General features: G+C 67.4%; 28 protein-coding genes, 1 tRNA gene and 1 pseudogene. 11 read left to right on the top strand and 19 right to left on the bottom strand.

Going from position 1 to position 24165, the window contains the following annotated elements:
- Window positions 1-151: 151 nt before the first annotated feature.
- Window positions 152-898 carry a phosphoglyceromutase gene (locus ACFRAH_RS12450; protein WP_377991183.1) on the bottom strand — a complete coding sequence of 249 codons (747 nt, stop codon included), beginning with the start codon at window positions 896-898 and terminating at the stop codon, window positions 152-154.
- Between the two features lie 102 nt (window positions 899-1000).
- Between ACFRAH_RS12450 and ACFRAH_RS12445 the strand changes: the two genes are divergently transcribed.
- Complete coding sequence (locus ACFRAH_RS12445; protein ID WP_377991182.1) at window positions 1001-1822, top strand: class I SAM-dependent methyltransferase; 822 nt, start codon at window positions 1001-1003, stop codon at window positions 1820-1822.
- Window positions 1823-1828: 6 nt separating this feature from the next.
- On the opposite strand, the gene ACFRAH_RS12440 is transcribed toward ACFRAH_RS12445, so the two are convergent.
- Window positions 1829-2185 (bottom strand): DUF2516 family protein, encoded by a 357-nt coding sequence (locus ACFRAH_RS12440; protein WP_377967756.1) that lies wholly within the window; start codon window positions 2183-2185, stop codon window positions 1829-1831.
- Window positions 2186-2194: 9 nt separating this feature from the next.
- The gene (locus tag ACFRAH_RS12435) at window positions 2195-3379 is read right to left on the bottom strand and encodes a trans-sulfuration enzyme family protein (protein ID WP_377991181.1); all 1185 of its coding nucleotides are present in this window, start codon (window positions 3377-3379) and stop codon (window positions 2195-2197) included.
- A 125-nt stretch (window positions 3380-3504) separates the two neighbouring features.
- Here ACFRAH_RS12435 and tmk point away from each other — a divergent pair, with 125 nt between their 5' ends.
- The 3 genes from tmk to ACFRAH_RS12420 all read left to right on the top strand — a co-directional run bounded on the left by tmk (window position 3505) and on the right by ACFRAH_RS12420 (window position 6928).
- Complete coding sequence (gene tmk, locus ACFRAH_RS12430) at window positions 3505-4152, top strand: dTMP kinase (protein WP_377991189.1); 648 nt, start codon at window positions 3505-3507, stop codon at window positions 4150-4152.
- A complete protein-coding gene (locus tag ACFRAH_RS12425; RefSeq protein WP_377991180.1) occupies window positions 4149-5294 on the top strand; it encodes a DNA polymerase III subunit delta' in 1146 nt (381 codons plus the stop codon). The genes tmk and ACFRAH_RS12425 overlap by 4 nt, the downstream gene beginning before the upstream one ends.
- 62 nt (window positions 5295-5356) lie before the next feature.
- Window positions 5357-6928: an alpha/beta hydrolase gene (locus tag ACFRAH_RS12420; RefSeq protein ID WP_377991188.1), complete on the top strand. Its 1572-nt coding sequence runs from the start codon at window positions 5357-5359 to the stop codon at window positions 6926-6928.
- Between the two features lie 4 nt (window positions 6929-6932).
- Here ACFRAH_RS12420 and ACFRAH_RS12415 read toward each other — a convergent pair.
- Window positions 6933-7705: pseudogene (locus ACFRAH_RS12415) on the bottom strand (HAD family hydrolase).
- Window positions 7706-7925: 220 nt separating this feature from the next.
- On the opposite strand from ACFRAH_RS12415, the gene ACFRAH_RS12410 reads away from it, so the two are divergent.
- The 3 genes from ACFRAH_RS12410 to ACFRAH_RS12400 all read left to right on the top strand — a co-directional run bounded on the left by ACFRAH_RS12410 (window position 7926) and on the right by ACFRAH_RS12400 (window position 8811).
- Window positions 7926-7998 (top strand) — tRNA-Thr (locus ACFRAH_RS12410).
- Window positions 7999-8336: 338 nt separating this feature from the next.
- Window positions 8337-8591: a hypothetical protein gene (locus ACFRAH_RS12405; protein WP_377991179.1), complete on the top strand. Its 255-nt coding sequence runs from the start codon at window positions 8337-8339 to the stop codon at window positions 8589-8591.
- Complete coding sequence (locus tag ACFRAH_RS12400) at window positions 8566-8811, top strand: hypothetical protein (RefSeq protein ID WP_377991178.1); 246 nt, start codon at window positions 8566-8568, stop codon at window positions 8809-8811. The genes ACFRAH_RS12405 and ACFRAH_RS12400 overlap by 26 nt, the downstream gene beginning before the upstream one ends.
- Here the strand turns inward: ACFRAH_RS12400 and ACFRAH_RS12395 are convergent, their stop codons facing one another.
- The 4 genes from ACFRAH_RS12395 to ACFRAH_RS12380 form a co-directional block, all read right to left on the bottom strand.
- On the bottom strand, window positions 8812-9582 hold the full coding sequence (locus ACFRAH_RS12395; protein WP_377991177.1) for a hypothetical protein: 771 nt from the start codon (window positions 9580-9582) through the stop codon (window positions 8812-8814).
- Window positions 9583-9830: 248 nt separating this feature from the next.
- On the bottom strand, window positions 9831-10304 hold the full coding sequence (locus ACFRAH_RS12390; RefSeq protein ID WP_377991176.1) for an SRPBCC family protein: 474 nt from the start codon (window positions 10302-10304) through the stop codon (window positions 9831-9833).
- 127 nt (window positions 10305-10431) lie between these two features.
- Complete coding sequence (locus tag ACFRAH_RS12385; protein WP_377991187.1) at window positions 10432-10629, bottom strand: helix-turn-helix domain-containing protein; 198 nt, start codon at window positions 10627-10629, stop codon at window positions 10432-10434.
- 68 nt (window positions 10630-10697) lie between these two features.
- Entirely contained in the window at window positions 10698-11186 is a 489-nt protein-coding gene (locus ACFRAH_RS12380) for a DUF805 domain-containing protein (protein WP_377991175.1), read from the bottom strand.
- Between the two features lie 210 nt (window positions 11187-11396).
- On the opposite strand from ACFRAH_RS12380, the gene ACFRAH_RS12375 reads away from it, so the two are divergent.
- Window positions 11397-11729 carry a hypothetical protein gene (locus tag ACFRAH_RS12375; RefSeq protein WP_377991174.1) on the top strand — a complete coding sequence of 111 codons (333 nt, stop codon included), beginning with the start codon at window positions 11397-11399 and terminating at the stop codon, window positions 11727-11729.
- A gap of 43 nt (window positions 11730-11772) precedes the next feature.
- Here the strand turns inward: ACFRAH_RS12375 and ACFRAH_RS12370 are convergent, their stop codons facing one another.
- Complete coding sequence (locus ACFRAH_RS12370; RefSeq protein ID WP_377991173.1) at window positions 11773-11967, bottom strand: hypothetical protein; 195 nt, start codon at window positions 11965-11967, stop codon at window positions 11773-11775.
- Between the two features lie 89 nt (window positions 11968-12056).
- The gene (locus ACFRAH_RS12365; protein WP_003801204.1) at window positions 12057-12320 is read right to left on the bottom strand and encodes a GlsB/YeaQ/YmgE family stress response membrane protein; all 264 of its coding nucleotides are present in this window, start codon (window positions 12318-12320) and stop codon (window positions 12057-12059) included.
- A 435-nt stretch (window positions 12321-12755) separates the two neighbouring features.
- Here ACFRAH_RS12365 and ACFRAH_RS12360 point away from each other — a divergent pair, with 435 nt between their 5' ends.
- From ACFRAH_RS12360 to ACFRAH_RS12350, 3 genes are all read left to right on the top strand, one after another.
- Window positions 12756-13001, top strand: a complete 246-nt coding sequence (locus ACFRAH_RS12360; protein ID WP_377991172.1) for a hypothetical protein — start codon at window positions 12756-12758, stop codon at window positions 12999-13001.
- A 94-nt stretch (window positions 13002-13095) separates the two neighbouring features.
- Complete coding sequence (locus ACFRAH_RS12355; protein WP_377991171.1) at window positions 13096-14175, top strand: hypothetical protein; 1080 nt, start codon at window positions 13096-13098, stop codon at window positions 14173-14175.
- Window positions 14176-14214: 39 nt separating this feature from the next.
- Window positions 14215-14394: a hypothetical protein gene (locus tag ACFRAH_RS12350; RefSeq protein ID WP_377991170.1), complete on the top strand. Its 180-nt coding sequence runs from the start codon at window positions 14215-14217 to the stop codon at window positions 14392-14394.
- Window positions 14395-14544: 150 nt separating this feature from the next.
- Here the strand turns inward: ACFRAH_RS12350 and ACFRAH_RS12345 are convergent, their stop codons facing one another.
- The 9 genes from ACFRAH_RS12345 to ACFRAH_RS12305 form a co-directional block, all read right to left on the bottom strand.
- A complete protein-coding gene (locus tag ACFRAH_RS12345) occupies window positions 14545-15390 on the bottom strand; it encodes an aldo/keto reductase (RefSeq protein ID WP_377991169.1) in 846 nt (281 codons plus the stop codon).
- Between the two features lie 113 nt (window positions 15391-15503).
- A complete protein-coding gene (locus ACFRAH_RS12340; RefSeq protein WP_377991168.1) occupies window positions 15504-15947 on the bottom strand; it encodes a hypothetical protein in 444 nt (147 codons plus the stop codon).
- 6 nt (window positions 15948-15953) lie between these two features.
- On the bottom strand, window positions 15954-16640 hold the full coding sequence (locus tag ACFRAH_RS12335; protein ID WP_377991167.1) for a bacterial proteasome activator family protein: 687 nt from the start codon (window positions 16638-16640) through the stop codon (window positions 15954-15956).
- A 38-nt stretch (window positions 16641-16678) separates the two neighbouring features.
- Entirely contained in the window at window positions 16679-17137 is a 459-nt protein-coding gene (locus ACFRAH_RS12330) for a GNAT family N-acetyltransferase (protein WP_377991166.1), read from the bottom strand.
- A 2-nt stretch (window positions 17138-17139) separates the two neighbouring features.
- On the bottom strand, window positions 17140-17355 hold the full coding sequence (locus tag ACFRAH_RS12325; RefSeq protein ID WP_377991165.1) for a YbdD/YjiX family protein: 216 nt from the start codon (window positions 17353-17355) through the stop codon (window positions 17140-17142).
- Window positions 17355-19643 carry a carbon starvation CstA family protein gene (locus tag ACFRAH_RS12320; protein WP_377991186.1) on the bottom strand — a complete coding sequence of 763 codons (2289 nt, stop codon included), beginning with the start codon at window positions 19641-19643 and terminating at the stop codon, window positions 17355-17357. Before ACFRAH_RS12320 ends, ACFRAH_RS12325 begins: the two co-directional genes overlap by 1 nt.
- A 201-nt stretch (window positions 19644-19844) precedes the next feature.
- Entirely contained in the window at window positions 19845-22712 is a 2868-nt protein-coding gene (locus tag ACFRAH_RS12315) for an FtsX-like permease family protein (protein WP_377991164.1), read from the bottom strand.
- A 1-nt stretch (window position 22713) separates the two neighbouring features.
- On the bottom strand, window positions 22714-23448 hold the full coding sequence (locus ACFRAH_RS12310) for an ABC transporter ATP-binding protein (protein ID WP_377991163.1): 735 nt from the start codon (window positions 23446-23448) through the stop codon (window positions 22714-22716).
- Window positions 23445-24059 carry a PadR family transcriptional regulator gene (locus tag ACFRAH_RS12305; RefSeq protein WP_377991162.1) on the bottom strand — a complete coding sequence of 205 codons (615 nt, stop codon included), beginning with the start codon at window positions 24057-24059 and terminating at the stop codon, window positions 23445-23447. The genes ACFRAH_RS12310 and ACFRAH_RS12305 overlap by 4 nt, the downstream gene beginning before the upstream one ends.
- Between the last annotated feature and the right edge of the window lie 106 nt (window positions 24060-24165).

The raw sequence follows: 24165 nt of genomic DNA, 5'->3' as shown, positions 1-24165 counted from the left end.
CCGCGTTCGCGCGGACCGACGGCAAGGGAAGCACCGGCAAGCGAAGTACCGGCGGCCGGAGCACCGGCGGTCGACGCACCGGTGGTCGGGGCACCGGCCGGCGTCGTCCGTTTGTGGTTCAGGCAAGCCCAACCAGCGAAAGAGTTACGGGCTACTTCTTGCCCTGGTTGGCCACGGCCAGGATGGCCTGCTCCGCTGCCTCGGGGTCGAGGTAGGTTCCGCCGCGGGTGATCGGCTGGAAGTTCTCGTCCAGGTCGTAGACCAGCGGGATGCCGGTGGGGATGTTCAGGCTGGCGATGTCGTCGTCGCTGATGCCGTCCAGGTGCTTGACCAGGGCGCGCAGGGAGTTGCCGTGGGCGGTGACCAGGACGGTCTTGCCGGCCTTCAGGTCTTCCTTGATGTCCGATTCCCAGTACGGGAGCAGGCGGATGAGGACATCCTTGAGGCACTCGGTGCGGGGGAGTTCGTCGCCGAGGTCCGCGTAGCGCGGATCGCGGGACTGGGAGAACTCGCTGCTGTCGTCCAGCGCGGGCGGCGGGGTGTCGTAGGAACGGCGCCACAGCATGAACTGGTCCTCACCGAATTCGGCCAGGGTCTGGGCCTTGTCCTTGCCCTGCAGCGCACCGTAGTGGCGCTCGTTCAGGCGCCAGTCGCGCTTGACGGGGATCCAGCCGCGGTCAGCCTTGTCCAGGGCGATGTTGGCCGTGTTGATGGCCCGCTTCAGGAGCGAGGTGTAGAGGATGTCCGGGAGAATGTTGTTCTCAACCAGCAGCTCTCCACCGCGTGCTGCTTCCCCGCGGCCCTGGTCATTCAGGTCAACGTCCACCCAGCCGGTGAACAGGTTCTTGGCGTTCCAATCGCTGTGGCCGTGGCGCAGCAGAATCAACTTGTAAGTCATGATTTTCATCCTAGCCGAGCGCGGCCTCCGGGTGCCGAGAGTTACATCACGCCACCGGGCTTGCCTCAACCCCGAAGCGGGGCCGGCCGATAGGCTAGGGCCGTGGTGCAGAAAGCAGAGCGGGTGGTGACCGCCCGGAGCAGCCGGGGCAAGCCGGTGGGGAACGTAACCCGCGGCACCACCAACCCCAACCGCATGCGCCGGCTGGACCGCTGGCTGGCCGGGCCGCAGGCCTGGCGGCTGCGGAGGGCGGCTGACCCGCTGGTCGTGGACCTGGGCTACGGCGCCTCGCCGGCCACCGCCGTCGAACTCTTTGAACGGCTCCGGGCGGTACGGCCGGATGTGCGCGTCTGCGGGATAGAAATCGAGCCGGAACGCGTGCGTGCGGCGAAGCCCTTGGAGCGGCCGGGCCTGAGTTTCCACAACGGAGGATTCGAACTTCCGGTGCCCGGGAAACCCGTGTTTGTGCGCGCGTTCAACGTCCTGCGGCAGTACGAGGAAGCAGATGTCCGCGGCATCTGGGGGCTGGTGCAGGGCCGGCTGGCTCCGGACGGCCTGTTCATCGACGGAACGTGCGACGAGATCGGCCGCCGCTCCGCCTGGGTTGCCCTTGATGCGGAGCGCCCGCTCAGCCTCAGTATGTCGGTGCGGTTCGGCAGTTTCGGCCTGCCGTCGGAGATCGCCGAACGACTGCCCAAGGCCCTCATCCACCGCAATGTTCCCGGCGAACGCATCCACGCGCTGCTGCAGGCCATGGACCGGGCCTGGCTTGAGGCGGCGCCGCTGGCGCCGTTTGGGAACCGGCAGCGGTGGACCGCCATGTGCAGGGCGCTGCTCGACGGCGGGTGGCCGGTGCAGGATGGCCCCTCGCGGTGGCGTCTGGGGGAACTTACCGTGGGCTGGGACGCTGTGGCGCCGGGTTAACGCATGTCACCAGGGGCCGTAGGGGCCCATGTTCCTGCTGCCGCCGCGGCCGGCGTCCTTGACGGCGGGCCGGACGTCGGCCAGGTAGACGGACGCTGCCACCACGGCCGCGAGGCCGAACAGGCCCAGCGGGCCGAGGAAACCGCCGGATCCCCCGCCGAGCACGGACAGCGCGCCGATGGCCAGGCTGCCGCCGGTCAATGCCAGCCAGAACGTCTTGGTGCGCTTGCCCACAGCCTCGAAGGCGTTGGCCCGGTGGCGGACGCAGTCAAAGAAGGCCCACACCTCGAGTGCGAGTGCAATCAGCCCGAGGATGTAGTAGACCGTGCTCTCAACGTAGAAAATCAGTAATCGTCCGTCCACCAGCCCAGCCTATCTGTCCAGGGCGTCCAGCGCCTGCTTCAAATCGGCCCAGAGGTCCTCGACGTTTTCGATGCCGACGCTCAGCCGGACCAGGTTCTCGGGGACGCTGACGGGCTCCGCGGCGTGCCGGCGCCGCCGCTCGATAAGCGATTCCACCCCGCCGAGGGAGGTGGCCGGCAGCCACAGGTTCAGTGCCCGGACCAGTTTGTCCGCGGTTTCTGCGGCGCTCAGCCCGGCGGCAGCGGCAACCTGGACGCAGAGGATGGATCCGTATCCTGTCATCTGCGACTTGGCCAGATCGTGGCCCGGATCGGACTCCAGGCCCGGGTACCGCACGCTTTCCAGGGCCGGGTGGGCGCTGAGTCGCTCGGCGAGCACCGCAGCCGATGCCTGGGAGCGCTCAATCCGCAGGGCCAGGGTCCGCAGGCCGCGCAGTGCCAGCCACGCCTCGAAGGGCCCGGCGATTCCGCCGTGGATGATGCGGTGGTGGAGAAGGGTTTCGCGCAGTTTCGCGTCGGAGGTCACCAGCGCGCCCAGCACCACGTCCGAGTGGCCGGCCAGGTATTTGGTCACTGAGTGAAGCACGACGTCGGACCCCAGGCTGAGCGGCTGCTGCACCAAAGGCGTGGAGAAGGTGTTGTCCGTGACGACGATGGCGCCGGCGTCATGCGCGGCCTGGGTGAGCGCACGGATGTCAGCGATGCCGAGCATCGGGTTGGTGGGGCTTTCCAGCCACAGCATGTACGCGGCTTTGCCGCCCTCCGGTGCGATCTGGGCGCGGACCGCGTCGGTGTCCGCGATGTCCACTGTGCGGAGTTCAAGGAGGCCTTTCTCCGCCAGTTCGGCGGCCATGACCAGCGATCCGGAATAGCTGTGGGACGGCATGACCAGAACGCCGCCGTTGGGGATGAGTGACAGGGCGGAGCTGACAGCGGCCAGGCCCGAGGAATACAGCAGGCCCGGCAGTGAGGCGCCTTCGAGCTGGCCGAGTGCCTCCTCGAAGGGGTCCCAGGTCGGGTTCGAGTAGCGGCCGTAGCCCCTGTCGCCGTCGTCGAGCGCACCCGTGCCGAAATAGGTGGAGGAGAGCACAATGGGCGGGTTGACGGGCGCATCGTGCTCACGGGGCGGACGGCCGGCGGCCACCACCACCGTTTCGGCGGACAGGGATGCGGCATGCTGATCGGAAAGACTCATGGTCAAAGGGTACGTTGGGGGCCTGCCCGCGGAAAAAAGCATTGCGGTCTGCCGCTTTTGGCTATGCAGAGAAGCGCCCGCCGGGCTTTTTCGTCTGTGGATATCGGTAGGCTGGATAGGTGAATATGCAGAGCCACGGACTTTTCATCGCCTTCGAGGGCGGTGACGGTGCCGGCAAGTCAACACAGGCGGCCCGGCTGGCCGGCTCGCTCGAATCGCGCGGCCTCACCGTGCTGCGCACGCGGGAACCCGGCGGGACCCCCATCGGCGAGAAGCTCCGTTCCCTGGTGCTGGACCACGGCCACGGCCACATCGATGCCCACACCGAAGCCCTGATCTTCGCGGCGTCCCGGGCCGCGCATGCCAGCCAGGTCATCAGGCCCGCACTGGCCCGCGGCGAGGTGGTGCTGACGGACCGCTACATCGACTCCTCGGTGGCATACCAGGGCGCTGGCCGCGGCCTCGGCACGGACGCGGTGCGGAGCGTCAACGAATGGGCCACTTCGGGGCTGCAGCCTGACCTGACGGTACTCCTGGACGTCCACCCGGCCCAGGGACGCAGCCGCCGCACCGCCGGCGATGCTGCCGAGGACCGGATGGAATCCGAAGCGGACGAGTTTCACGCGCTGATCCGGCAGGCCTTCCTGGACCTCGCCGCGGCCCGCCCGGAGAGCTACCTGGTGCTGGCGGCGGGTCTGCCCGTCGAGGAAATCGCAGGACTGGTCCTGGGGCGCGTCGAAGAGCTCCTTTCAGCAACCGGCAGGCGGCCATGACCGTCTGGGATGACCTGCAGGGGCAGTCCGCCGTCGTCGCCCAGCTGCGCCAGGCGGCCATGGGTGATGGGCTCACGCACGCCTGGCTGTTCACCGGGCCTCCGGGGTCCGGCCGTTCAAATGCCGCCAAGGCCTTTGCCGCCGCACTGAACTGCGACCAGGACGACGTCACCATGCGCGGCTGCGGCACCTGCCCGGCGTGCCTGACCATCCTGGGTGAGACCCACGCCGATGTCTCCTTCGTCCGCACCGAAAAGGTGACCATCACCATCGAAGAGGCCCGCGAACTCGTGGCCACCGCCGGCAACCGGCCGTCCTCGGCCCGGTGGCGGATCATCGTGGTGGAGGACGCCGACCGGATGGCAGAGCGCACCACGAACGTGCTGCTCAAGGCCATCGAGGAGCCCACTCCGCGCACCATCTGGATGCTGTGCGCCCCCTCCCCCGCTGACGTCCTGGTGACCATCCGGTCCAGGTGCCGGGCGGTGGCGCTGCGCCTGCCGCCCGCTGCAGAGGTCGCTGCGTTGCTGGTCAAGCGCGACGGCGTGGATCCGGCCCTTGCCGAGCGTGCCGCGCGGGCGGCCCAGAGCCACGTGGGTATCGCCCGGCGGCTGGCCCGCGACGCCGAGGCCCGCGAGCGGCGGCTGGAGACCGTCCGGTTCCCGCTGGGCCTGCGGGGCATCACGGCCGCCGTGATGATGGCTGACAAGCTCGTGAAGATCGCCACCGAGGAGGCCACGAGCTCCAACGAGGAACGTGACGCCGCCGAAAAGGCCGCCCTGCTGGCCACCCTGGGTGCGCCCGAGACCGGAACCCTGCCGCCCGCCATGCGCAGCCAGGTGAAGCAGCTGGAGGACGACCAGAAGCGGCGGGCGAAGCGCTCCGTCACTGATTCCCTGGACCGTACGCTGACCGATCTCCTCTCGTTCTACCGGGATGTCCTGATCATCCAACTGGGGAACGCCGTGGAGCTGGTGAACGTTGAGCTGAGGAGCGAACTGGAAGAGTTTGCCCGGAGGTCCGGGCCGGACGTGACCCTCGCCCGGATGGACGCCATCAACAACGCCCGCAAGCGGATCACCACCACCAACGTCGCTCCGCTGCTGGCCGTTGAGTCGATGGCCGCAAGCCTGATCCAGTAGCCACGCCACCACCCGCCATTTGCCTGACCGAGCTGACGCCGCCCACAAGGAGAAACCGCATGATGTCTGCACCGCCTCTGTCCTCGCGACCCCGGACCCTCGCGGCCGGGATGCGGGCGGCCGGCGCCATGGCGCTGGCCGTACTGCTGGCATCGTGCAGTGCCCTGGGCCCGTCCAAGGACGAGTCCTCGCCCAACAATTCAACGGGACAGGCCGACCCCTCCATCGCGGCTGCCGCGCCGGAAGGGCTCAAGTCCTTCTACTCGCAGAAGATCATCTGGGAGCCCTGCGAGGACAAGCTGCAGTGCGCCAAGGTCAAGGTGCCCGTCGATTACGCGAAGCCCGGCGGCGACACCATCGAACTGGCTGCCATCAAGATTGCCGGCAGCGGGAACAAGAAGGGCAGCCTGCTGGTCAACCCGGGCGGTCCGGGCGCGTCCGGCTACGACTTCGTCAGGGATGCCGGCAACAGCCACTTCTCCGAGACGGTGCGCGCCAACTATGACCTCGTGGGCTTCGACCCGCGCGGAGTTAAGCGTTCCGCGCCGGTCACCTGCCTCACCGACAAGGAGCGGGACGAGGCCCGGGCCAAGATCTACACACCGGAGACGGACGCCGGGCTGGCGGCTCTCCTCGCGGACAACAAGGCCGTCGCGGCCAAGTGCGCGCAGCAGACCGGACCCGTCCTCGGGCACATCGACACCGTCAGCGCGGCCAAGGACCTTGACGTCCTGCGGGCAGTGCTCAACGACTCCAAGCTGAATTACATGGGCTTTTCGTACGGGACCTTCCTCGGCTCCACGTACGCATCGCTGTTCCCGGACAACGTGGGCCGCATGGTCCTCGACGGCGCCATCGACCCCACGCTCAGCGCCGAGGACCTGACCATGGGCCAGGCCCGGGCCTTCGAAAAGGCGCTGCGGTCCTACGTTGAACATTGCCTCGGCGAGGAAGGCTGTCCCCTGAGCGGCACGGTCGACGACGGCCTGCAGCAGATCCGCGACCTCATCACCTCAGTGATCCAGACTCCGCGAACCGCCAAGGACGGCCGGCTGGTGGGCGGCAACCTCTTCGTCAGCGGCCTGATTGTACCCATGTACGGCAACGAAAGCTGGCCGGCACTGACCCAGGCATTGGACGCCGCCATGAAGGGCGATGTCAGCCCCATGCTCCGGCTGGCCGACCTGGGTGCGGACCGCTCCCCCAGTGGCAAGTACTCGTCCAACACCGCACTGGCCTTCGGCGCCATCAACTGCCTGGACTACCCCATGAGCAGCGACCCCGCTGCGATGCGCGCAGAGGAGCAGCGGCTCCGCGAGGCCTCCCCCACCCTGGGTTATTTCTTCGCCTACGGTGGTGCAAACTGCGCCGACTGGCCATACAAGAACGTCCGCACCCCCTCCGCCGCCAAGTACAGCGGTTCCGCACCGATCGTCGTCGTCGGCACCACGGGTGACCCGGCAACGCCGGTGGAATGGGCCAGCGAACTGCGGAAGCAGCTTGGCAACGCGTCCCTGCTGACCTTCAAGGGCGAGGGCCACACCGCCTACGGACGGTCCAACAGCTGCATCAGCGACGCCGTGGACAAGTATCTCGTGGACGGCAAGGAGCCGGCGGACAACACCGTCTGCTGACGCGTCAGAACCGTGACGCCCGCCGCTCCAGGAGGGCCGGGAAGTCCTTGATGGAGGGCACGACGTCGGTGGCGCCGGCGCTGCGAAGCGCCGCCTCGGAGTGCGATCCTGTCAGCACCCCGGCAGCCACGGCGGCCCCGGCGCGGAGGCCGGAATGGATGTCGGCCGCGGAGTCCCCCACCACGGCCACCTTCCGGACGTCGTCGATGTCGAGGGCCAGGACCGCTGTCAGCACCATGTCCGGGAACGGCCTGCCCGGCCGGCATCCGCCGGGCACAGGCTGAGGTCGGCCAGCCCCATCCAGCCCAGTGATTCCAGCACCATGTTCTGTGTGTGGCGCCCGAAGCCGGTGGCCAGGCAGACCCTGATGCCGGCGTCCCGGAGCCAGCCGATCGTGTCCTCCGCCCCGGGGACGGCCCGGATCCCGCCGTCGGCAATAAGCTCGTCGCAGTTCAGCTCGACCCTCTTGTTGGCGCTGGCGGCCGCCTGGGGGTCGTCGAACAGTTCGGCGAAGACCGTCGTGCGGGAAATGCCTGAGCGCTCCCGCGCGTAGCGCAGCATCCCTTCAAAGCGGGCAGAGCCGGCCGGGACTCCCTGCTCCGCCAGGGTGCGGGACAGCGCGCGGTCCATGAGGCCGCCGTCGTACACGGTTGTTCCCACCATGGCCAGCACGGCCAGCCGGACGGGCAGGCCCGGACCCAGCGTGTCCCCATCCGCATCCACCGAGGGAGCAGTGCGCAGTGCGCTGACGGGTGAGATTGCGCTGTCTGGTGTCATAGTCGAGCTCCTTTGCCGCTGGAACGCAGGCGCGCTGCGCCTGTCGGACCCAGCATCGCCGCCCTTGCTGTTGCAGGCCTGAACCGGATCCGACGGCGGAATGAACGTCCTGCCAACGTCCGTCGCGGCCTCCGGGGCACTCATTTTGACCCGGACACGGGGACTCCATTACAGTTGTCTCTTGCATGAACCGACCGGTTTTCCGGCTGATTGGTGCGGTGCTTCCTTAGCTCAGTCGGTAGAGCGTTTCACTCGTAATGAAAAGGTCATCAGTTCGATTCTGATAGGAAGCTCGGGAAGAACCCCGTATTGTCGCTCGTTCGGCGGCGGTACGGGGTTTTTTGCTGGTTAAGCCCGAAGACGCCGGTTGGCAGAGGGCACATCGTTTGCGCCCGTCGGCGCTTCCAGGGCGATTCCACGGCGCTTCCGGCCAAGCCCGCTTCGGCCGGAGCGGGACGGGAATTCTTGAGCCAGTATTGATCCGCATCCGATGCGTCCTTGAGTCAACAGAGGCAGAGTGGTGGTTACCGGCACGGATGACCGGTCATACGTGCCGGTGACCCACAAACGTCCCCTCCGTCGTCTGGCCCCAGAACCGCGGCGGAGGGGACCCATCGGAAGGCAGGCCGCCATGAGAGCAGCAACGCGAGCGCCCGCAGGCCGCGGCACGGCCATCGCGATAGCAGCTCTCCTTGTCCTGGCTGCCGTCTGTCTCGCAGCTGCCATACCGGCCCTGCGCGAACCGGCAGTGCTGATGGCCCTCACCTACGGGGCTCCCGGGATCCTGGTATTCGCGCTTCTGGCCAGGATCTGGCGGAAAGGGCCCGACGCTGCGGACGGGCCCAGGGACGGTGCGGACGGTGAAAAACCACCGGCTGACGGCTGAAAGGCCCGAGCCGACGCTGGACGAGGCGCATCTCCGGTGTCTGGCAGGAGAGTGTTCGCCGGCCGCGGCTGAATCCTTCGCGGACAACTACAAGGCCCTCCTCCCCCGGCGCGTTGAACGCATCATCCTGAGCATCGGTGCCGTCATGGCACGGGAAATCGGTCTTCACCTGCCGGAGCTGCAGGAGGCCCTCGCAGGCCGTCGGCGCCTTGTTCGCTAGTCAGCCCCGGGCACATGCCGCCGTCACAAAGTCATAGATCCGGGCACGCAGAGCTGAACCGGCGGCGACCTTTAGCAGCCCCTCGTGTCCTCCCACACTCACGTGCAGGGGAAGCAGTGTGCCCACTTTGTCCTCGGCGATGGCATGCGCATCGCAGCGGGCAGGCCGGATCCGCAGGCGCAGTTCAGAGCGCGGTGTCCCCTGCACGATGCGGACATCCCGCGGCCAAGGTCCGTCCGACGGCTCAGCAATCAGGGTGGTTCCGTCGATGCTCTCGACGGTCATCGGCTTCCCCGCCGCGCCGCTGCCCGCTCCGTTTGTTTGCTTCGGGGTGATGAACAGGCGGACGACGGCGGTGCGGCCGTCCGGGGCGACCTCAAGGCGGCGGTCCAAGGCGATGTCCGCGACGGCGGCCGTCTCCGCCGCGAGGCACAGTTCGCTATTGTTCCGCTCAAGGACCCCGAACGGGTCTGCGGCGTCAGGCGCCAATTCCCGCAGCACGGCATTCCCGGGCTCCGAATATTTCACATGGGCGATTGGCTGCTGCCCGGTTGACTGGCCCCGGCAGTCCGGGGCCGGCAGCCCTGCCGGAACGCTCTTCGGCTGGTTCGGTGGCAGTTCGAGGCTGCCGCCGGACGGCTTCCACACGATGTCCCCTTGGAACAAAGCGGACGCGAGCCGGGCCTCCGCCACGTTCAACGGGCCGCCGGACATGTTGGTAAGAAGGAGCTGGATGGCCTGCTTTCCGTACTGGTCGCGCGATTGGTTCACCTCCACCGTTATCGGCAGTGGTTGAGCAGGCTCCTGTGGTTTCTGTGGCTCAGGCGCGGTGCAGGCCGCCAGCGCAGGGATGGCAGCTGCCACGGCAGTGCACGCGATCACGAGCCACCGGCGTGGGCGTGCACGCCCGCACGCACTGGACCCGCGCGCAGGAGAGCACGGGCCGCAGACCCGCCGTTCATGCAACAGGTCCACGGCCAGGGCTTTCCAGTGCTACCCGGTTTTTGGGCTGTCCGGTTCTAGAACTGTCCGGTGGGGCCGGTGTCCTCGACTTTGCCGCGCCAGCCGCCGGTCTCGGTGCCGCGTGATTCGACGAAGTCCTTGAACTTCCGCATGTCGGCCTTGACCTGCATCTCGTCGATCTTGAGTGCAGCGCCGGCTTTCTCAGTAACGGTTTCCGGTGCCCATTCGAAGTGGACCTTTACCTTGCAGTGGTTGGCATCCAGAGGCGTGAACCTGATGATGCCGGCGTGGGACTTGCCGTCCGTGCTGCGCCAGGCGATCCGGTCGTCCGGCTCCTGGTCCACTATCTCTGTATCAAATTCCCGTTTCACACCGCCGACCTTCGTGACCCAGTGATTGGTGGTGTTGCTTAGCTGGGTCACGGATTCCACGCCGGACATGAACTGCGGAAATGATTCGAACTGCGTCCACTGGTTGTAGGCCGTATGGACCGGAACTGCGACATCAACGGTCTCTTCAACAGTTTCCATCTGCTTCCTCCTGTCATTACGGGTGACCCGAAAACGGGCCCGGCAGTCGCCGTCGTTTCCCACAGCTGCCGCCACCTGAACCGTAGGTCCGGCGGCGGGCGGTGTCCAGACCCTTAAAATCACTGGTTCAGGGAACTCCGGAGGTGCTGGCTTCTGTGACCAGAAGGTCCCCGACGCGGCAATCCAGGGCATCACAGATAGCCGTCAAGGTAGAGAACCTGATCGCTTTGGCCCTGTCGTTTTTCAGGACGGACAGGTTCACCAGGCTGACGCCGACGCGCTTGCTCAGGTCGGTCAGGGTCATCCCCCGCTCTGCCTTCCACAGGGCAAAAAGGAGCCCGCCGGGACGGTCAGGTGATCCGTCGCCGGCGGGCTTCCTCCGAGGCCGTGAATTCAGGCTGTCGGCACGTCGAACCGCTGCCCCTCAGGCTTTGACGGCAGGACAGTCAGGACCAGCAGGGCTATGGCCCCAAGGAACGGCACGAGCCCCAGCAGCACAAACCAGCCACTCAGGTTTACGTCGTGCAGGCGCCGTGCAGTCAAGGCCAGGGATGGCACAATGGTCGCCAGTCCCCAGATGATGGCCAGGATCAAACCAACCACGCCTCCCGGACCGGGCACGGGAGTACCGTCGGCGGTCACGGTTGCTCCCGGCGCGCCGCCGGCGGCCGAAATGATGTTGATGATGATGCCCACGACGACTGCGACGAGCACCCACCACCAGTACTCACTCCGGCTGGCACGGCCCGTAAACGTGGCGTATTTCTTGAAGAACCGGCGGACTGCTACGGGAAAAGGTGCCCCGTAGTACGGTGCCCAAAGCGGCGGTTCGCCGGGTCCCGCCTGGTAGGCCTGCTGCTGCGGATATTGCTGATAGCTCACGGATTCCCCCCACGGGTTCTGAGTTATGAGACGAGCCAATCGTAGGCGTCAAACTCACTGATCGGGCGGTCGATGGAGAAAATTTACTGCGATTTTCCCTGCGTGAACTGATATGTGCCGGGATTTCATGAGTTCCCGGAGGACACCGCCAAGGCTGCCGGTTTCGCGTCCTGAACCCTGCGCTCCTAGCCGGCCACCTAAAGTGGGGCCATGGCAGATGCAATGCAGTCCCTCACTGAAAGCTTCAAGAATGTGGGCGTAGCCAGGTCCTACGGGGATCCGGTCCGGCTCGGCGGGAAGGAGATCGTTCCCGTTGCGCTGGTCTCCTTCGGATTTGGCGGAGGCACCGAAGGCGGCGGTCCGGAGGGGGCCGGCTCCGGCGGCGGGGGAGGCGGATTCGTCTTCCCCTTGGGCGTCTACACCCATGACGACGGCGGCCGGCTGGTTTTCCGTCCGAATCCCCTGTCACTGACCGCTTGCCTGGTCCCGCTGGTAGGCGCCGTCGGGCTTGCGCTGCGCGGAGCGCTGCGGGCGCGGCGGTAGCCTCGCTGTTTCGACGGAAAGTGGCTGTACCGACGGGAAGCCGCTACGCGACGTCGTCGGCAATGTTCCGGTCCCTGAGATGGGCCAGCAGAGCCTCTTCCGGATTGCCCGGGTTTTCTTCGAGATGGCGCAACAGGCTGGTGCGCACGTCGGGACCCGTGGCCACCGCGGAAAGGACGTCGATAATGACGTCCATGACCTGGCGCCGCATGGTCCAGTCCTCCGAAGCGTGCGTCATTGGCACCTCCCGTCCGGCCGCGAACCAAGCGGGGCCGACCCCTAGCCTGGGCCGGCCCCGCTTGCTTATCCCGATGCTATGAGACCAGCTCAGACCCGGCTTCGGCGTGTGACGGCGCCATAGATCAGCAGCACAATCACGGCCCCGAGGATGGACAGCAGCCAGGTCCTCAGGTCGAAGAAGTCACCCAAGCCGCCACCGAAGATCAGCGAGCCGATCCAGCCGCCGAGGATGGCCCCGACGACGCCCAAGACGAGGGTGACTATCCAACCGCCGCCCTGCCTCCCGGGAAGAATGGCTTTTGCAATGGCCCCCGCAATCAGACCGAGCAGGAGAAATCCAAGAATTCCCATGACGCACTTTCCTTTCCACCAGACAGGTACCGCGGGTGTGGCACCAGCTATAAGGATGAGTTAATCAGCATGCTTAGTAGCTGGCAAGCATCTGTTGCCCGCGACGCCAAAAATTCCCTTGTCAGGGCTCTGGCGGCGGTGCTATAAAAATCGGTATCAGCCAGCATCGGAATTGAGATCAAGGAGGGGCCCCGGCAGGAAGTCAACGCCTCATGGACCGGGACGGGATACCGGTAAACGCAAGGCTGCTTTTTGGGCGGTGAGCTTAGAGAGAACGCCACAGCGCGGAGTGCGCAGGTGCAGCATGATCAGCGTGCGGATCCTTTTCCCGCTAAGTGGTCCCCGGCTGCAGGAGCAGCCGGGGACCACATCACCCTAGCTGCAAAGGGGCAGCGGCAGCATCCGGAATCGTTGAGCTGGTTGTGGTGAATTCCAGTGGATCAGGCGACAATCATCAGCTACGCCCTCGGCTATATCGCTGTTGCTATGGCCGTTTTTCTAATGTTCCTGCCGGCGCTCGCCATTGTTGGCCTGCTTCTGCTTGTGGCAGGCGCCGTGCAAGTCATAGTTCTGCTCCTGAATGCCATGGCCGTTGGCCTCTACAAGGCTGTCCTCAGGATGTATCACCATCTACTGGACAGGTGGCACAGCCGTCCGCGCGGCAGGCTGACCGCCCACTAGGAACGAAGAGCGCCCCGGGGCGGCGTGCCCGCCGGAGCGCCATCCTGTGGGAGGGCATGCCGGGACTTGCGCGCCGCTACATATGATGGCTGTCATGGAGGAGGAACTGGAGCGGGCCGCTCGGGCCTTGTACGCGCTTCCCTTCGACGGGTTCATCGCCGCGCGCATTGCCGCCGCCAAGGATGCCGCCGCATCCAACAAGCCTCTCGCCCAGGCGATCCGGACGCTGCCGAAGCCTTCCGTTGCCGCCTGGACGGTCAACATGCTGGCGCATCACCGGCCCGACTCCCTGCAGCAGCTCAGGACTCTCGGACAAACCATGCAGGAGGCCCAGGCTTCACTCGACGCCGCAGCGCTGAGGCAACTCGCCAAGGAACGGCGGAAGCTCCTCGGCACCGCTGTTGGTGAAGCCCGGCTCGCCGCTGAGGAGCAAGGCCGGATTGTCAGCGGTCCCGTTGCCACCGAAGTGGAAGAGACACTCCGGGCCGCCACTGCCGACCTGGCCGCTGCCGCCGCCGTTGAAAGCGGTCTGCTGCTCCGCGGGCTTTCCGCCGACGGCGTGGACCAGGTCGACATCAGCGATGCGGTGGCCGTTCCGTCCGCGCTGGGCAAGCTGCCGCCGCCGCCGCGCCTGCCGCAGCGCCCCCGTGAAGCCCCGGATAGCACCGGCGACGCTCAGCGCCCGGCTGGTGGAGCACCGAAAGGGCGCCGGCAGGAACCGTCCGTGCCAACGCCCCCGGAGGCGCGACGCGCACCAACCCAGATGCGGAAGGCCGAAGCCCGCACGGATACCGGCGCTGACGCAGCAGAGCGTGAAAAGCCGCGCCTGCAGGCCGTCCGCGCCGCTCCCCGCCCCGTCACGCCGTCCCTGCTGGAGAAGGCGCAGGCGGCGCTGGCGGAGGCCGAGGAAGCAGCCGCCGAGGCCGCAGACGAGTCCGGGCGCCGCGACCAGGCCCGGGATGAAGCCGCGGCAGCCTTCATCCGGCTCACAGCGCAGGTGAACGAGGCACGGCAACGGCTGCGGTCCCTGGAACTGGCCCTCGACGCGGCCCGCAAGGAACGCGAGACCGCTGCCGCTGAGGCGAAGCAGTACGCCCGGGCAGCAGAGAAAAGCGGGCGGTCAGCCGTGCTGGCGAAGGAACGTGTGCTCCGGCTCCGCAACACGCCGGACTGAACTGCCAAAAATGTCAGACCCCGCCTGCACCATGGAGCCATGGAAATTAACCAGGAGTTCCACGTAACGTACTTCGACGCCAGCTGCGGCCGGATCCGCACCGAGGTCTTCGACACCGTGGCGGCGGCAGAGCGTTTCGCCAGCCGCAGCATCACCGGCGAGGACAGCTGGGCCACGGTCGACGCCGTCGCAGTGCAGCAGGGCAAGCTCGCCGCCTAGCGCCAGCCGGGCCCCGCCAGCCAGGCCTAACCGGTAGGGCCCAACCAGCCAGGGCCCATCACCACGGAGAGGCCCCGCCGCCGTCCACTTGAGCGAACGGGGGCAGGGCCTCCCAACCGGCCGCGTGGGACCTAGGCGAGGTCCCGGGACCTACGCGAAGTCAGAGACAGCCGGGTCCGGGCCGATCCTGCCACTTCCTTCGGCGGTGCGGTCCAGTCCGTTAATGGCTTCAACGTCTGCAGGGTCCAGGGTGACGTTCAGTGCGTCAAAGTTTTCGCGGATCCTGGACTCGGTGACGGACTTGGGGATAACGACGTTCCCGATGGCGAGGTGCCATGCGATGACCACCTGCGCCGGGGTGGCGCCGTGCTTCTGCGCGATGCCTGCAATAACCGGATCCGCCAGAAGCTCACCGCCCTGGCCCAGCGGGGACCAGGCCTGGGTCTTGATGCCCTGGGAGGCATTGAACTCGCGCAGTGCCGACTGGCTGAAATACGGGTGCAGTTCCACCTGGTTGATGGCCGGAACCACGCCGGTCTCGTCGATGATGCGCTGCAGGCCTTCGACGGTGAAGTTGGAGACGCCGATGGACTTGACCTTGCCGCGCTTCTGAAGCTCGATCAGCGCCTTCCAGGTGTCCACGTACTTGTCCTGCTTGGGCTGGAGCCAGTGGATCAGGTACAGGTCCAGTGTTTCAAGGCCCAGGCGCTCCAGGGACTCCTCGAACGCGGCCAGCGTTGACTCGTAACCCTGGTCGGAGTTCCACAGCTTGGTGGTGATGAAGATTTCCTCCGGCGACAGCCCGGAGCTGGCGATCGCGCGGCCCACGCCGGATTCGTTGCCGTAGATCTTGGCGGTATCGATGTGGCGGAACCCGGCCTGGAACGCCTGGAAAACAACCTTCTCCGCCACGTCGTCTTCTACCTGCCACACCCCGTAGCCCAGCTGGGGAATGGTGTTGCCGTCATTGAAAGTCAGTGTTGGTGAAGAAGTCATGCCTCCATCCTGCCAACAACGAAACTTCAAACGCACCGAATATGACGAAGCTAAGCTAGCCGCGTAACGGCCCGTCACGGGGAATATTTCGGCGGCCTGCCCAATGCAGGCCGTCAGGACTCCGACAGTCTCCGCTCGGCGTCGGCCACCTGCTCAAACACTGTTTCCGCCCGGCGCCAGACAGAGGCCGCGCCGACGGGCACAGGCCCCACGGCAAGCCGGAGCATCGCGGCGGCCTCGGCGGTGGCGGCCAGCGAATTGCCCGCCTTGGAAAGGGAACGGTGGACGCCGGACAGGGAGTGCGGAATGTCCAAGCCGTCACTGGGTGACCGCCGCTGCGCTTCAACGCAGATCTCCCGGACACGGCCGGAGAGGCCGGCCAGCTGGTTGGCTATCTCGACCAGTTCGGCGTACAGCTGCTGGTCCTCCACGCCCTCAAGCACCTGATGGTACCGGTCCAGGCCCCGGTGGAACCGGTCATGGGCGCGGCGCCACAGGCCCTTGCCAAGTTCGGCGTCGTCTTTCCGCCCTTGCCGGGCGGCCGTGAAAAATCCCAAAGAGGCCTACAAGTACTGGCCGGGGCCGTGGTCGGGGTCTTCCTTCCGGCCCGGGTGGAGCGGATCAGCGCCGGGCTGGGGTGCCTTTGCACGCTGCGGTTCGCCGTTTTCACCGATGATGACGCCGGGCGCAATGACGGTGCCGGGCGGCAGCTGCCGGAGCTGCATCTGGGCCAGGGTATGTTCGCGGGCGGCATGCTGGGCGGCAATCGCGGTCTGGATGCCGTGGAACAGGCCCTCCAGCCAGCCCACCAGCTGGGCCTGGGCGATCCGCAGTTCGGCGTCAGAAGGCGTGGCGTTGTCCGGGAAGGGCAGGCTGATCCGTTCCAGCTCCTGCACCAGTTCCGGTGCCAGGCCATCCTCGAGCTCCTTGATGGAGCGCTCGTGGATCGCCGCCAGCCGGCCCCGCGCGGCGTCGTCCAGGGGCGCCGACTTCACCTCTTCCAGCAGCTGCCTGATCATCGTGCCGATCCGCATCACCTTGGCGGGTTCGTCCACGAGGTCCTGCAGGTTGGCGGCTTTGGGCTTTTCCGCCTCGGCGGGACCTTCGGCGGCGCCGGCGTCCAGGGTGGTCCCCTCCACCGGTTCCTCGTCCTCCGCCGGAGCGGCAGGCTTTGCCTGCTGCGCACCGGGTTCCGAGGCGGGCTGCGGATCCGCCGTTCGGGTGGGTTGAGTGTCTTCGGGATCGCTCATGCGTTCATACTCTCACGGGCCCGGAACGCGGCGTCCAGTCAATGAAGCTCCTTGACCAGGATTTCGCCTTCGTCCGTAGCGAAACCGCATTTGCGGTAGAAACCGACGGCGTACGTGTTGGCCGGAACCCACACTTCCACCACGCCGTTGGCCCTCATCCAGGCCTCCATCCCGGCGAGCAGCGCCCGGCCGACGCCACGACGGCGCCACCCGGCATGCGTCCCCATCTCCATCAGCAGCAGCTCGGCCCAGGGGCCGGGCGTCCGGCGCCGCTGGATGCAGCAGTGCAGGAAGCCCACAGTCTGTCCTTCGACCTCCGCCAGCCAGAACAGAACCGAAGGGTCCGCGAGAAAGTCCCGGGCGCCGTCGGGGGTCAGTTCCCCCGACGGCGCGGTCCCCGGATCCTCGTCAAAGAGGTTGTCCGTTGCCGCCAGCGCGATGAGCGCGGCGGCATCCGCCGGCCCGATCCGGCGGACGGCGGGTCCGGGCACTGCCATGGTCAGCAGCACCTGCCCTGCGGGTTGGTGTCCTGGCGGTCCGTCCGGTCCCGCCAGAACGCCCGCTCGTCCATGGGCGGCATGCCGTGGCCGGCCGCCGCATGGTGCTCCAGGTATTTCCGGTACGCGTCTGCGCCCATGACACCCTGCAGATACCTGGCAAAGCCGCGGAAGGCTCCTGCCACCGGATGCAGCAGGCCGGCCCGTCCGGTGCTCATCAGTGGTGGCCCGCCCGCTCGGTACGCAGGTCCGCTGGCAGCTCGTTCCACTCCGCCATGAGCTCACGCTCGGCAGAGGTAGGAATCAGCCCGGCGGGCGCATACACGCGTGACGGGCGTGGCCGGTCCTCGTTGTTCACATTGGGGACACCGGCCGAAGTGTTCCTGAAGGCCTTCACCGTGGCCGCCACTGCAGTGACAATCACGACGATGCTCAAAACCACGAAGATGACGGACAGCCAGCCCTGGATCATGGTGTTGCGGACCACGGCCTCCATGGCCGCCGTGGTCTTGGCCGTGCCGAAGGAGGTCTTCCCGTCAGCCAGTGCCTTGCTGAAGGCAGCGTTGTTGGCGAAGTACCCGACGGCGGGGACGGTGGAGAAAATCTTGTGGATGCTTGCCGTGACGGTGACGACGGCGGTGAAGGCCAGCGGCACGGCAACAATCCACAGGTACTTGAAAGAGCCGCGCTTCGCGGCGATGGCCATGCACACCGCCAGGGCGATCGCGGCCAGCAGCTGGTTGGCGATGCCAAACAGCGGGAACAGGGTGTTGATCCCGCCCAGCGGATCGGTCACGCCCATCAGCAGAACTGCGCCCCAGGCGCCCACCATGATGGCCGTGCAGAGCCACGCGCCCGGCCGCCAGGATGCCTCCTTGAACTTCGGCGCAAAGTTCCCGATCGAATCCTGCAGCATGAACCGCGCAACCCGGGTTCCGGCGTCGACCGCGGTGAGGATGAACAGAGCCTCGAACATGATGGCGAAGTGGTACCAGAAGGCCATCATGCCAGTGCCGCCAATGAACTGCTGCATGATGTGGGCCAGCCCCACGGCAAGTGTCGGAGCGCCGCCGGAGCGCGAGACGATGCTCTCCTCGCCGACGTTCGAGGCGGTCTCCGCCAGGACGTCAGGGGTGATGTTGACGCCGGCCAGGCCGAGTCCGTTGACCCACTGGGCCGCCGTCTCCACCGTGCCGCCGGTCAGCGCCGCGGGCGCGTTCATGGCGAAGTAGATCCCGCGGTCGATCGAAATCGCGGCGACGAGCGCCATGATGGCCACAAAGGATTCCATCAGCATGCCGCCGTAGCCGATGAAGCGGGTCTGCCGCTCCTTCTCGATGAGCTTGGGCGTGGTGCCGGAGGAAATGAGGGCATGGAAGCCGGACAGCGCGCCGCACGCGATGGTGACGAACAGGAAGGGGAACAGGGCGCCGGAGAAGACCGGCCCGTTCTCGCGCCCGGCGAATTCGCTGAAGGCCGGAACGGTGATTTCGGGGCGCACCACGATGATGGCCACGGCCAGCATGGCGATCACGCCGATCTTCATGAAGGTTGAGAGGTAGTCGCGCGGAGCGAGCAGGAGCCAGACCGGCAGGATGGCCGCGATGAAGCCGTAGACGATCAGGCCCCACGCGATGGTGACCTTGTCCAGGTGGAAGAACGCGGCGCCCCATTCGGTGCCGGCCACGGCGCCGCCGCCGATGATGGCAGCCATGAGCAGCACGAAGCCGATGATGGAAACCTCCATGACCTTGCCCGGCCGCAGGTACCGCAGGTAAACACCCATGAACAGGGCGATCGGGATGGTCATGCCCACCGAGAAGACGCCCCACGGGCTCTCCCCCAGGGCGTTGACGACGACGAGCGCCAGGATGGCGACGATGATCACCATAATGAGCAACGTGGCCAGGAGGGCGGCGGTGCCGCCGATGACGCCGAGTTCCTCACGCGCCATCTGGCCAAGGGAACGGCCGCCGCGGCGCATGGAGAAGAACATGACCAGGTAGTCCTGGACGGCGCCGGCAAGCACGACGCCGATGATGATCCAGATGGTGCCGGGGAGGTACCCCATCTGGGCGGCAATGACGGGTCCGACGAGCGGGCCCGCTCCGGCGATGGCCGCGAAGTGGTGCCCGAAGAGGACATTGCGGTCCGTGCGGACAAAGTCCTTGCCGTCAGCCTTGTACTCCGCCGGCGTGGCGCGGCGGTCGTCCGGCTTGAGCAGATACCGCTCGATGACCCTGGAGTAGAAGCGGTAGCCGATCAGGTAGGTGCACACCGAGGCAAACACAAACCAGATGGCGTTGACCGTTTCGCCCCTGACCAGCGCCAGCATGAACCAGGCCACGCCGCCCAGGAGTGCGATGGCCACCCAGGTGGCGATTTTCGCCGGGGTCCATCTGCGCTCCTCCGCGTCGCGGACCGCGTCGTCAACGGACGCCGGCGGCAGTCCGTTGACGGCGGAATCGAGGTCCTCGGCCGCTGTTCGGGTCCCGTCCTCAGGCATGGTGCCCATGTCTCCTCCTTGAGAGTCCCAGCTGGCACGGAATGTGCCACGGGCACCCTACCAACGGGTAAGGCAGCAGCTGCGGCCATTTGCGGGGTGCTGGCCGGGGAATCGCCGAGCGGCCCCAATGCCGCGGTGAGCGGCCGGCGCGTCCTTGCCCGGCTCGCCCGTCCCTGCCGGCTGTCCTGGCCACCGCGGCTGTCAGATGCCGGGACTTCGCCGGGACACCGGCAGGCGGGCGCGGGCGAAGACCCAGGCCAGGGCGCTGCCTGTCAGTGGGACGGCAACAAGCAGGGCCACCAACGGCATCCAGGGGACCACAGGCACCGGGTACATCCGGGTGGCCCCGATGAGCAGGACTGCGGGCACCACCCCGGCGGCTACTCCCAGGGAGGTGCCCAGGGAGGCGGTCATCATCGACTGCGCACCTGCCAGCGCCTTGCGCAGCCGGGGCGGCGCCCCGACCCCCGCCAGCGTCATGTGGTCCGCCCGTGAATCGGCGAGCGCAAGGCCCGTGGTGATGCCGGCCGCGCTGAGCGTGATGAGGGCGCTGGTGCCAACGATCAGCCACAGCAGTTCGGACCCGGTCCGGTCTGCCCCGGGCTCAACGTAGAAACCCAGGGCCTGGATCCGGTAAACCTGCGCCAGTGCGGCGGACGCCCTGTCCTGTTCAGCGGCTTCGGGGTATGCCGAGAGCTGGGCGAGCAGCACCGAGTTACCGACGTGGATGCCGAGCCCTGACGCTGTCTCCGGCGGAAGCACACCATAGAAGGGCACCGGGACATCCGGCGCGTCCACGACTGCCGGCAACACCGTGTTGCTCTGGGGCTTGTAGGCAACCGCCGAACCGGGCCCCGCAACGGGCTGGCGCACGTCGTAGGACTGGAGCGTGGCTTTCCCGTCCTTTTCGAAGACCGGGTTGCTGACCACCAGTCCCCCGCTGTTCAGTGCCTCCACCGCTGCAGGGCTGGGTTCCCGTCCCAGAAGTGCCCGCAGCTCGTCGACGCCGCCGACCACCACCGGCGGAAGCTGGCCGGCGGCTCCGGCCGGGAACATCGATCCGTTGCACCGCCAGTCCTGCCCGTCCAGGACGCGTCCCTGCGGTGTCGTGGGGCACTCCTGGCCGGCCGGCACGGCGAGCTTGTATTGCCTGCAGTCCGCTCCGCCACTGTTGGCAGGAAGGGAACCATCGGCGGATGCCTGCAGGTTGCACTTGCTCAGCACCGGGCCCTTGAGGACCTGCGTCCATTGCACGGTGCTGAGCTCCCGCTGCAGCGCCGCCGTGACGGCGGCCGGTTCAATGGCCGGGGCCGGGGCCGTTCCCGGGGACTGGACCGGTGCGGTTTCCAGCGGCAGCGAAACCTGGTTCACCCGTGCGGCCCACAGGTGGCTGCGTTTTGCCTCCTCCATCTGGCTGGCGGAGAGGACCATCGCGGCACTGGCCAGCGTTGCGGCGGCGAGGACCGCCGCGACGGCGGGCACGGTGCGGCTCCGGTTCCTGGCGGAATCACGGGCGGCCATCCGCAGCGGCAGCGGCATCCATGCGGTGCGTGCGGTCAGGATCCTAATGAACGTCCCGGTGAGCAGCACCAGCGCCGCCACGGCCAGGACCGCCCCGCCGGTGAGCAGGGCCGCGACCAGCGGGGTACGGGCAGCGACGGCGTCCAGGTCACCGGTCAGCCCCAGCCATCGCCCGGCCGCCAGGCAGAGGACGGCCACAACCAGCAGTGCACCGCCCACGCGGGCCGGCCAGGGACCGGAAACGGCCGGTGCGCGGCCGGACTTCAACGCGCCGAGCACAGCCTGCCGTGCAACCTGCCGGGCAGGAACCACTGCTGCCAGGAAACATGCCAGCAGGCCCATGGCCATGGCCGCAGCAGTGGGCAGGATGTCCAGATGGAAGCCGGGGAACCGCACTGAGCCCAGGTGCCTGGCTGCCGCAACCACCGCAGCGGCCCCGCCGGCCCCCAGTACGGCGCCGGCCACGACGGCGATGGATCCCAGCCACAGCCCGGCGGCGGTCACCACGGCCCGCACCGTGGACGTTTCCGCACCGCTTGCGGCAAGCAGCGCGAGCTCGCGGACCTGGCGCTTGGCACCCACCGCGAAGGCGGCCCCGGCCAGCAGGCCCACTTCCAGCAGGGCCAGCGCCGCGATCAGCACGGCGGCGACGTAGCCGGCCGCGGGCATGGCTCCCGAACCCAATGCTGCGCCCGACGTGACCGGCGGATCGAGTGCCACGGCGCGGGACAGCACCGCAATGCCGGACCTGTTCAGGTCACGGATCTGGTCCCAGGTCACGGGTTTTGAGCCCACGAGGTAGTACATCGTTTCGCCGAGCGGATTCCCCTGGACGGCCGGGCTGCCCATCTCCGCCTGGCCAGGCCTGAGGAACAGGATGGGGTTGCCGTCCGAATAGGTGGCATCGCGGAGGGTGCCGACGACAGCGAAAGTGCCGTCCGCCGTCGTCAGCCTGTCCCCGAGGCGGATCCCGAAGCGTTCCAGCGCTCCGGGCGAGACGAGGATCTCGTCAGCGGAAGCGGCCGCCCTGCCCTTCAGGAGTGTGTATTTACCGGTGAAGGCGGGGTTCAGGGCATCGACGGCTTTGGCCATCACCGGCACATCCGACGCGCCCGCACCGGACCCGCCGGCACCGGATGCTCCGGCCCTGACCGTGAGCGTCAGCTGCCTCTCAGTCAGGACCTCGTACCCGGCCGGGATGCCATCCACGGGATTCCGCGGTGTGAAGCCGGGGTCGACGGTGTAGTTCCGCGTCATGGTTGCCGTCTCCAGCACGGGATCCTGCACGGTCTCGGCATTGGATGCGGGCATGCTGCGGAACCGTGCCTGCGTGTTCCCCAGCTGGTACTGCACACGCTCCGCCGGCGTTTCCTGCATGCTTTGCGCCAGGGCCGCAGCACCGGTCATGCCGGCAACGGGCAGCAGGATCAGCAGGATGATCAGCAGGGAGCGGCCGCGGTGGCGGCTGATGTCGCGGCGCGCCATCCGCAGGGCAAGGCGGAAACTGTGCCAGCGGCCGTGCGGCACGGGCGCAACGTCAAGGGCCATCTCAGCCGGCCGTTGCCAGGAGAACCGCCGGATCGTGCATGGCCACTGCTTCGTCCACAATCCGGCCGTCGCGGATAAACACCACCCGGTCCGCCCACGCGGCGTGCCGCGCTTCATGCGTGACCAGCATGACGGCGGCACCGGCGTCGGCCCGGGACCGGAGCACCTCCATCACCCCGTGGCCAGTGGTGGAATCCAGCGCGCCGGTGGGCTCGTCGGCGAGGATCAGCCGGCGGCTCCCCACGATGGCGCGGGCGATGGCGACGCGCTGCTGCTGCCCGCCGGACATTTCATCCATAAACCGGTGCGCCAGCTCGGGGATCCCCACCTGCCCCAGGGCGTCCAGTGCCTGCCGGTGCGCCTTCCTGGCCGTCACGCCGTCGAGCTCGAGCGGCAGGGCGACATTTTCCGCGGCGGACAGCGTCGGAACAAGATTGAAGTCCTGGAAGACATAGCCCACGGCACGGCGCCGAAGCCGGGCCAGCGCGTTCAGTCCCAGCCCCGCCAGGGGCGTCGACTCCACAAAGACACCGCCCGACGTCGGCCGGTCCAGTCCCCCGGCCAGCGCCAGCAGGGATGATTTGCCGGAGCCGGACGGCCCCATTACGGCAACGAATTCCCCGGCGTTGACCGTGAGGTCGACATCCCGCAGGGCGGCGACAGCGGTGGCCCCCTGACCGAACGTCCTGCTGACTTTGGCGAGCTCAAGGACCTGCTGCGGCCCCTGGACGCTCACCGGCGGTTCTCCGCTGTGAGCGGGGCAGCCTCTTTTACAGTGACCCCGTTGGACGGTTTACGTGCCTGGCTGCGCGCCCCGGAGGCCTGCGCAAGCTGCACCATCCTGGCCTCGCACAGGTCCAGCCAGCGGATCTCGGCCTCCGTCTGGAAGATCAGCGAGTCCAGCACCAGCAGCCAGGCGGTGTCTGCCGCCCGCTGGTTCGCGGCCGTGTCCCGGCGCGACTTCGTGTAGTCCTGCAGGGCACGCATGGACGCGGCGCGCTGGGCCTGGATGATGGCTGCCACGTCAACCCCCGGCAGGGTGACGGCGAGCGCCAGTTTGATGGCGAGCTCGTTCCGCGGCGGATTGCTTCGTTCCACCGGCGTGGCAAACCAGCCCTGCACCTCCGCCCTGCCGGCTTCGGTGATGCTGTACACGACGTGGCCTTCGCCGTCACCGCCGTCGTTGCTGACCAGGCCGTCACGTTCCAGCCGGTCCAGGGTGGTGTAGACCTGCCCGATGTTGAGCGGCCAGGTAGAGCCGGTGCGGTCTTCGAATTCGACCCTGAGTTGGTAGCCGTAACGCGGCTGGTCCTGCAGGAGGGCGAGGAGGCTGTGGCGGATGGACATGTGGCTCCTTGGCTGGAAGTCGGCGGCATGCACGCACCCCCAAGACGCGTGCATACCGCGTATGTCCTGAGCCTAGCCCGACTTTTGGCGGATGGCAATACTGAGT

This window comes from Arthrobacter sp. NPDC056727 (genome assembly GCF_042790555.1).
Lineage (GTDB): Bacteria > Actinomycetota > Actinomycetes > Actinomycetales > Micrococcaceae > Arthrobacter.
The sequence above is the reverse complement of the archived record's forward strand: the minus strand, read 5'-3'. Positions and strand labels throughout refer to the sequence as shown.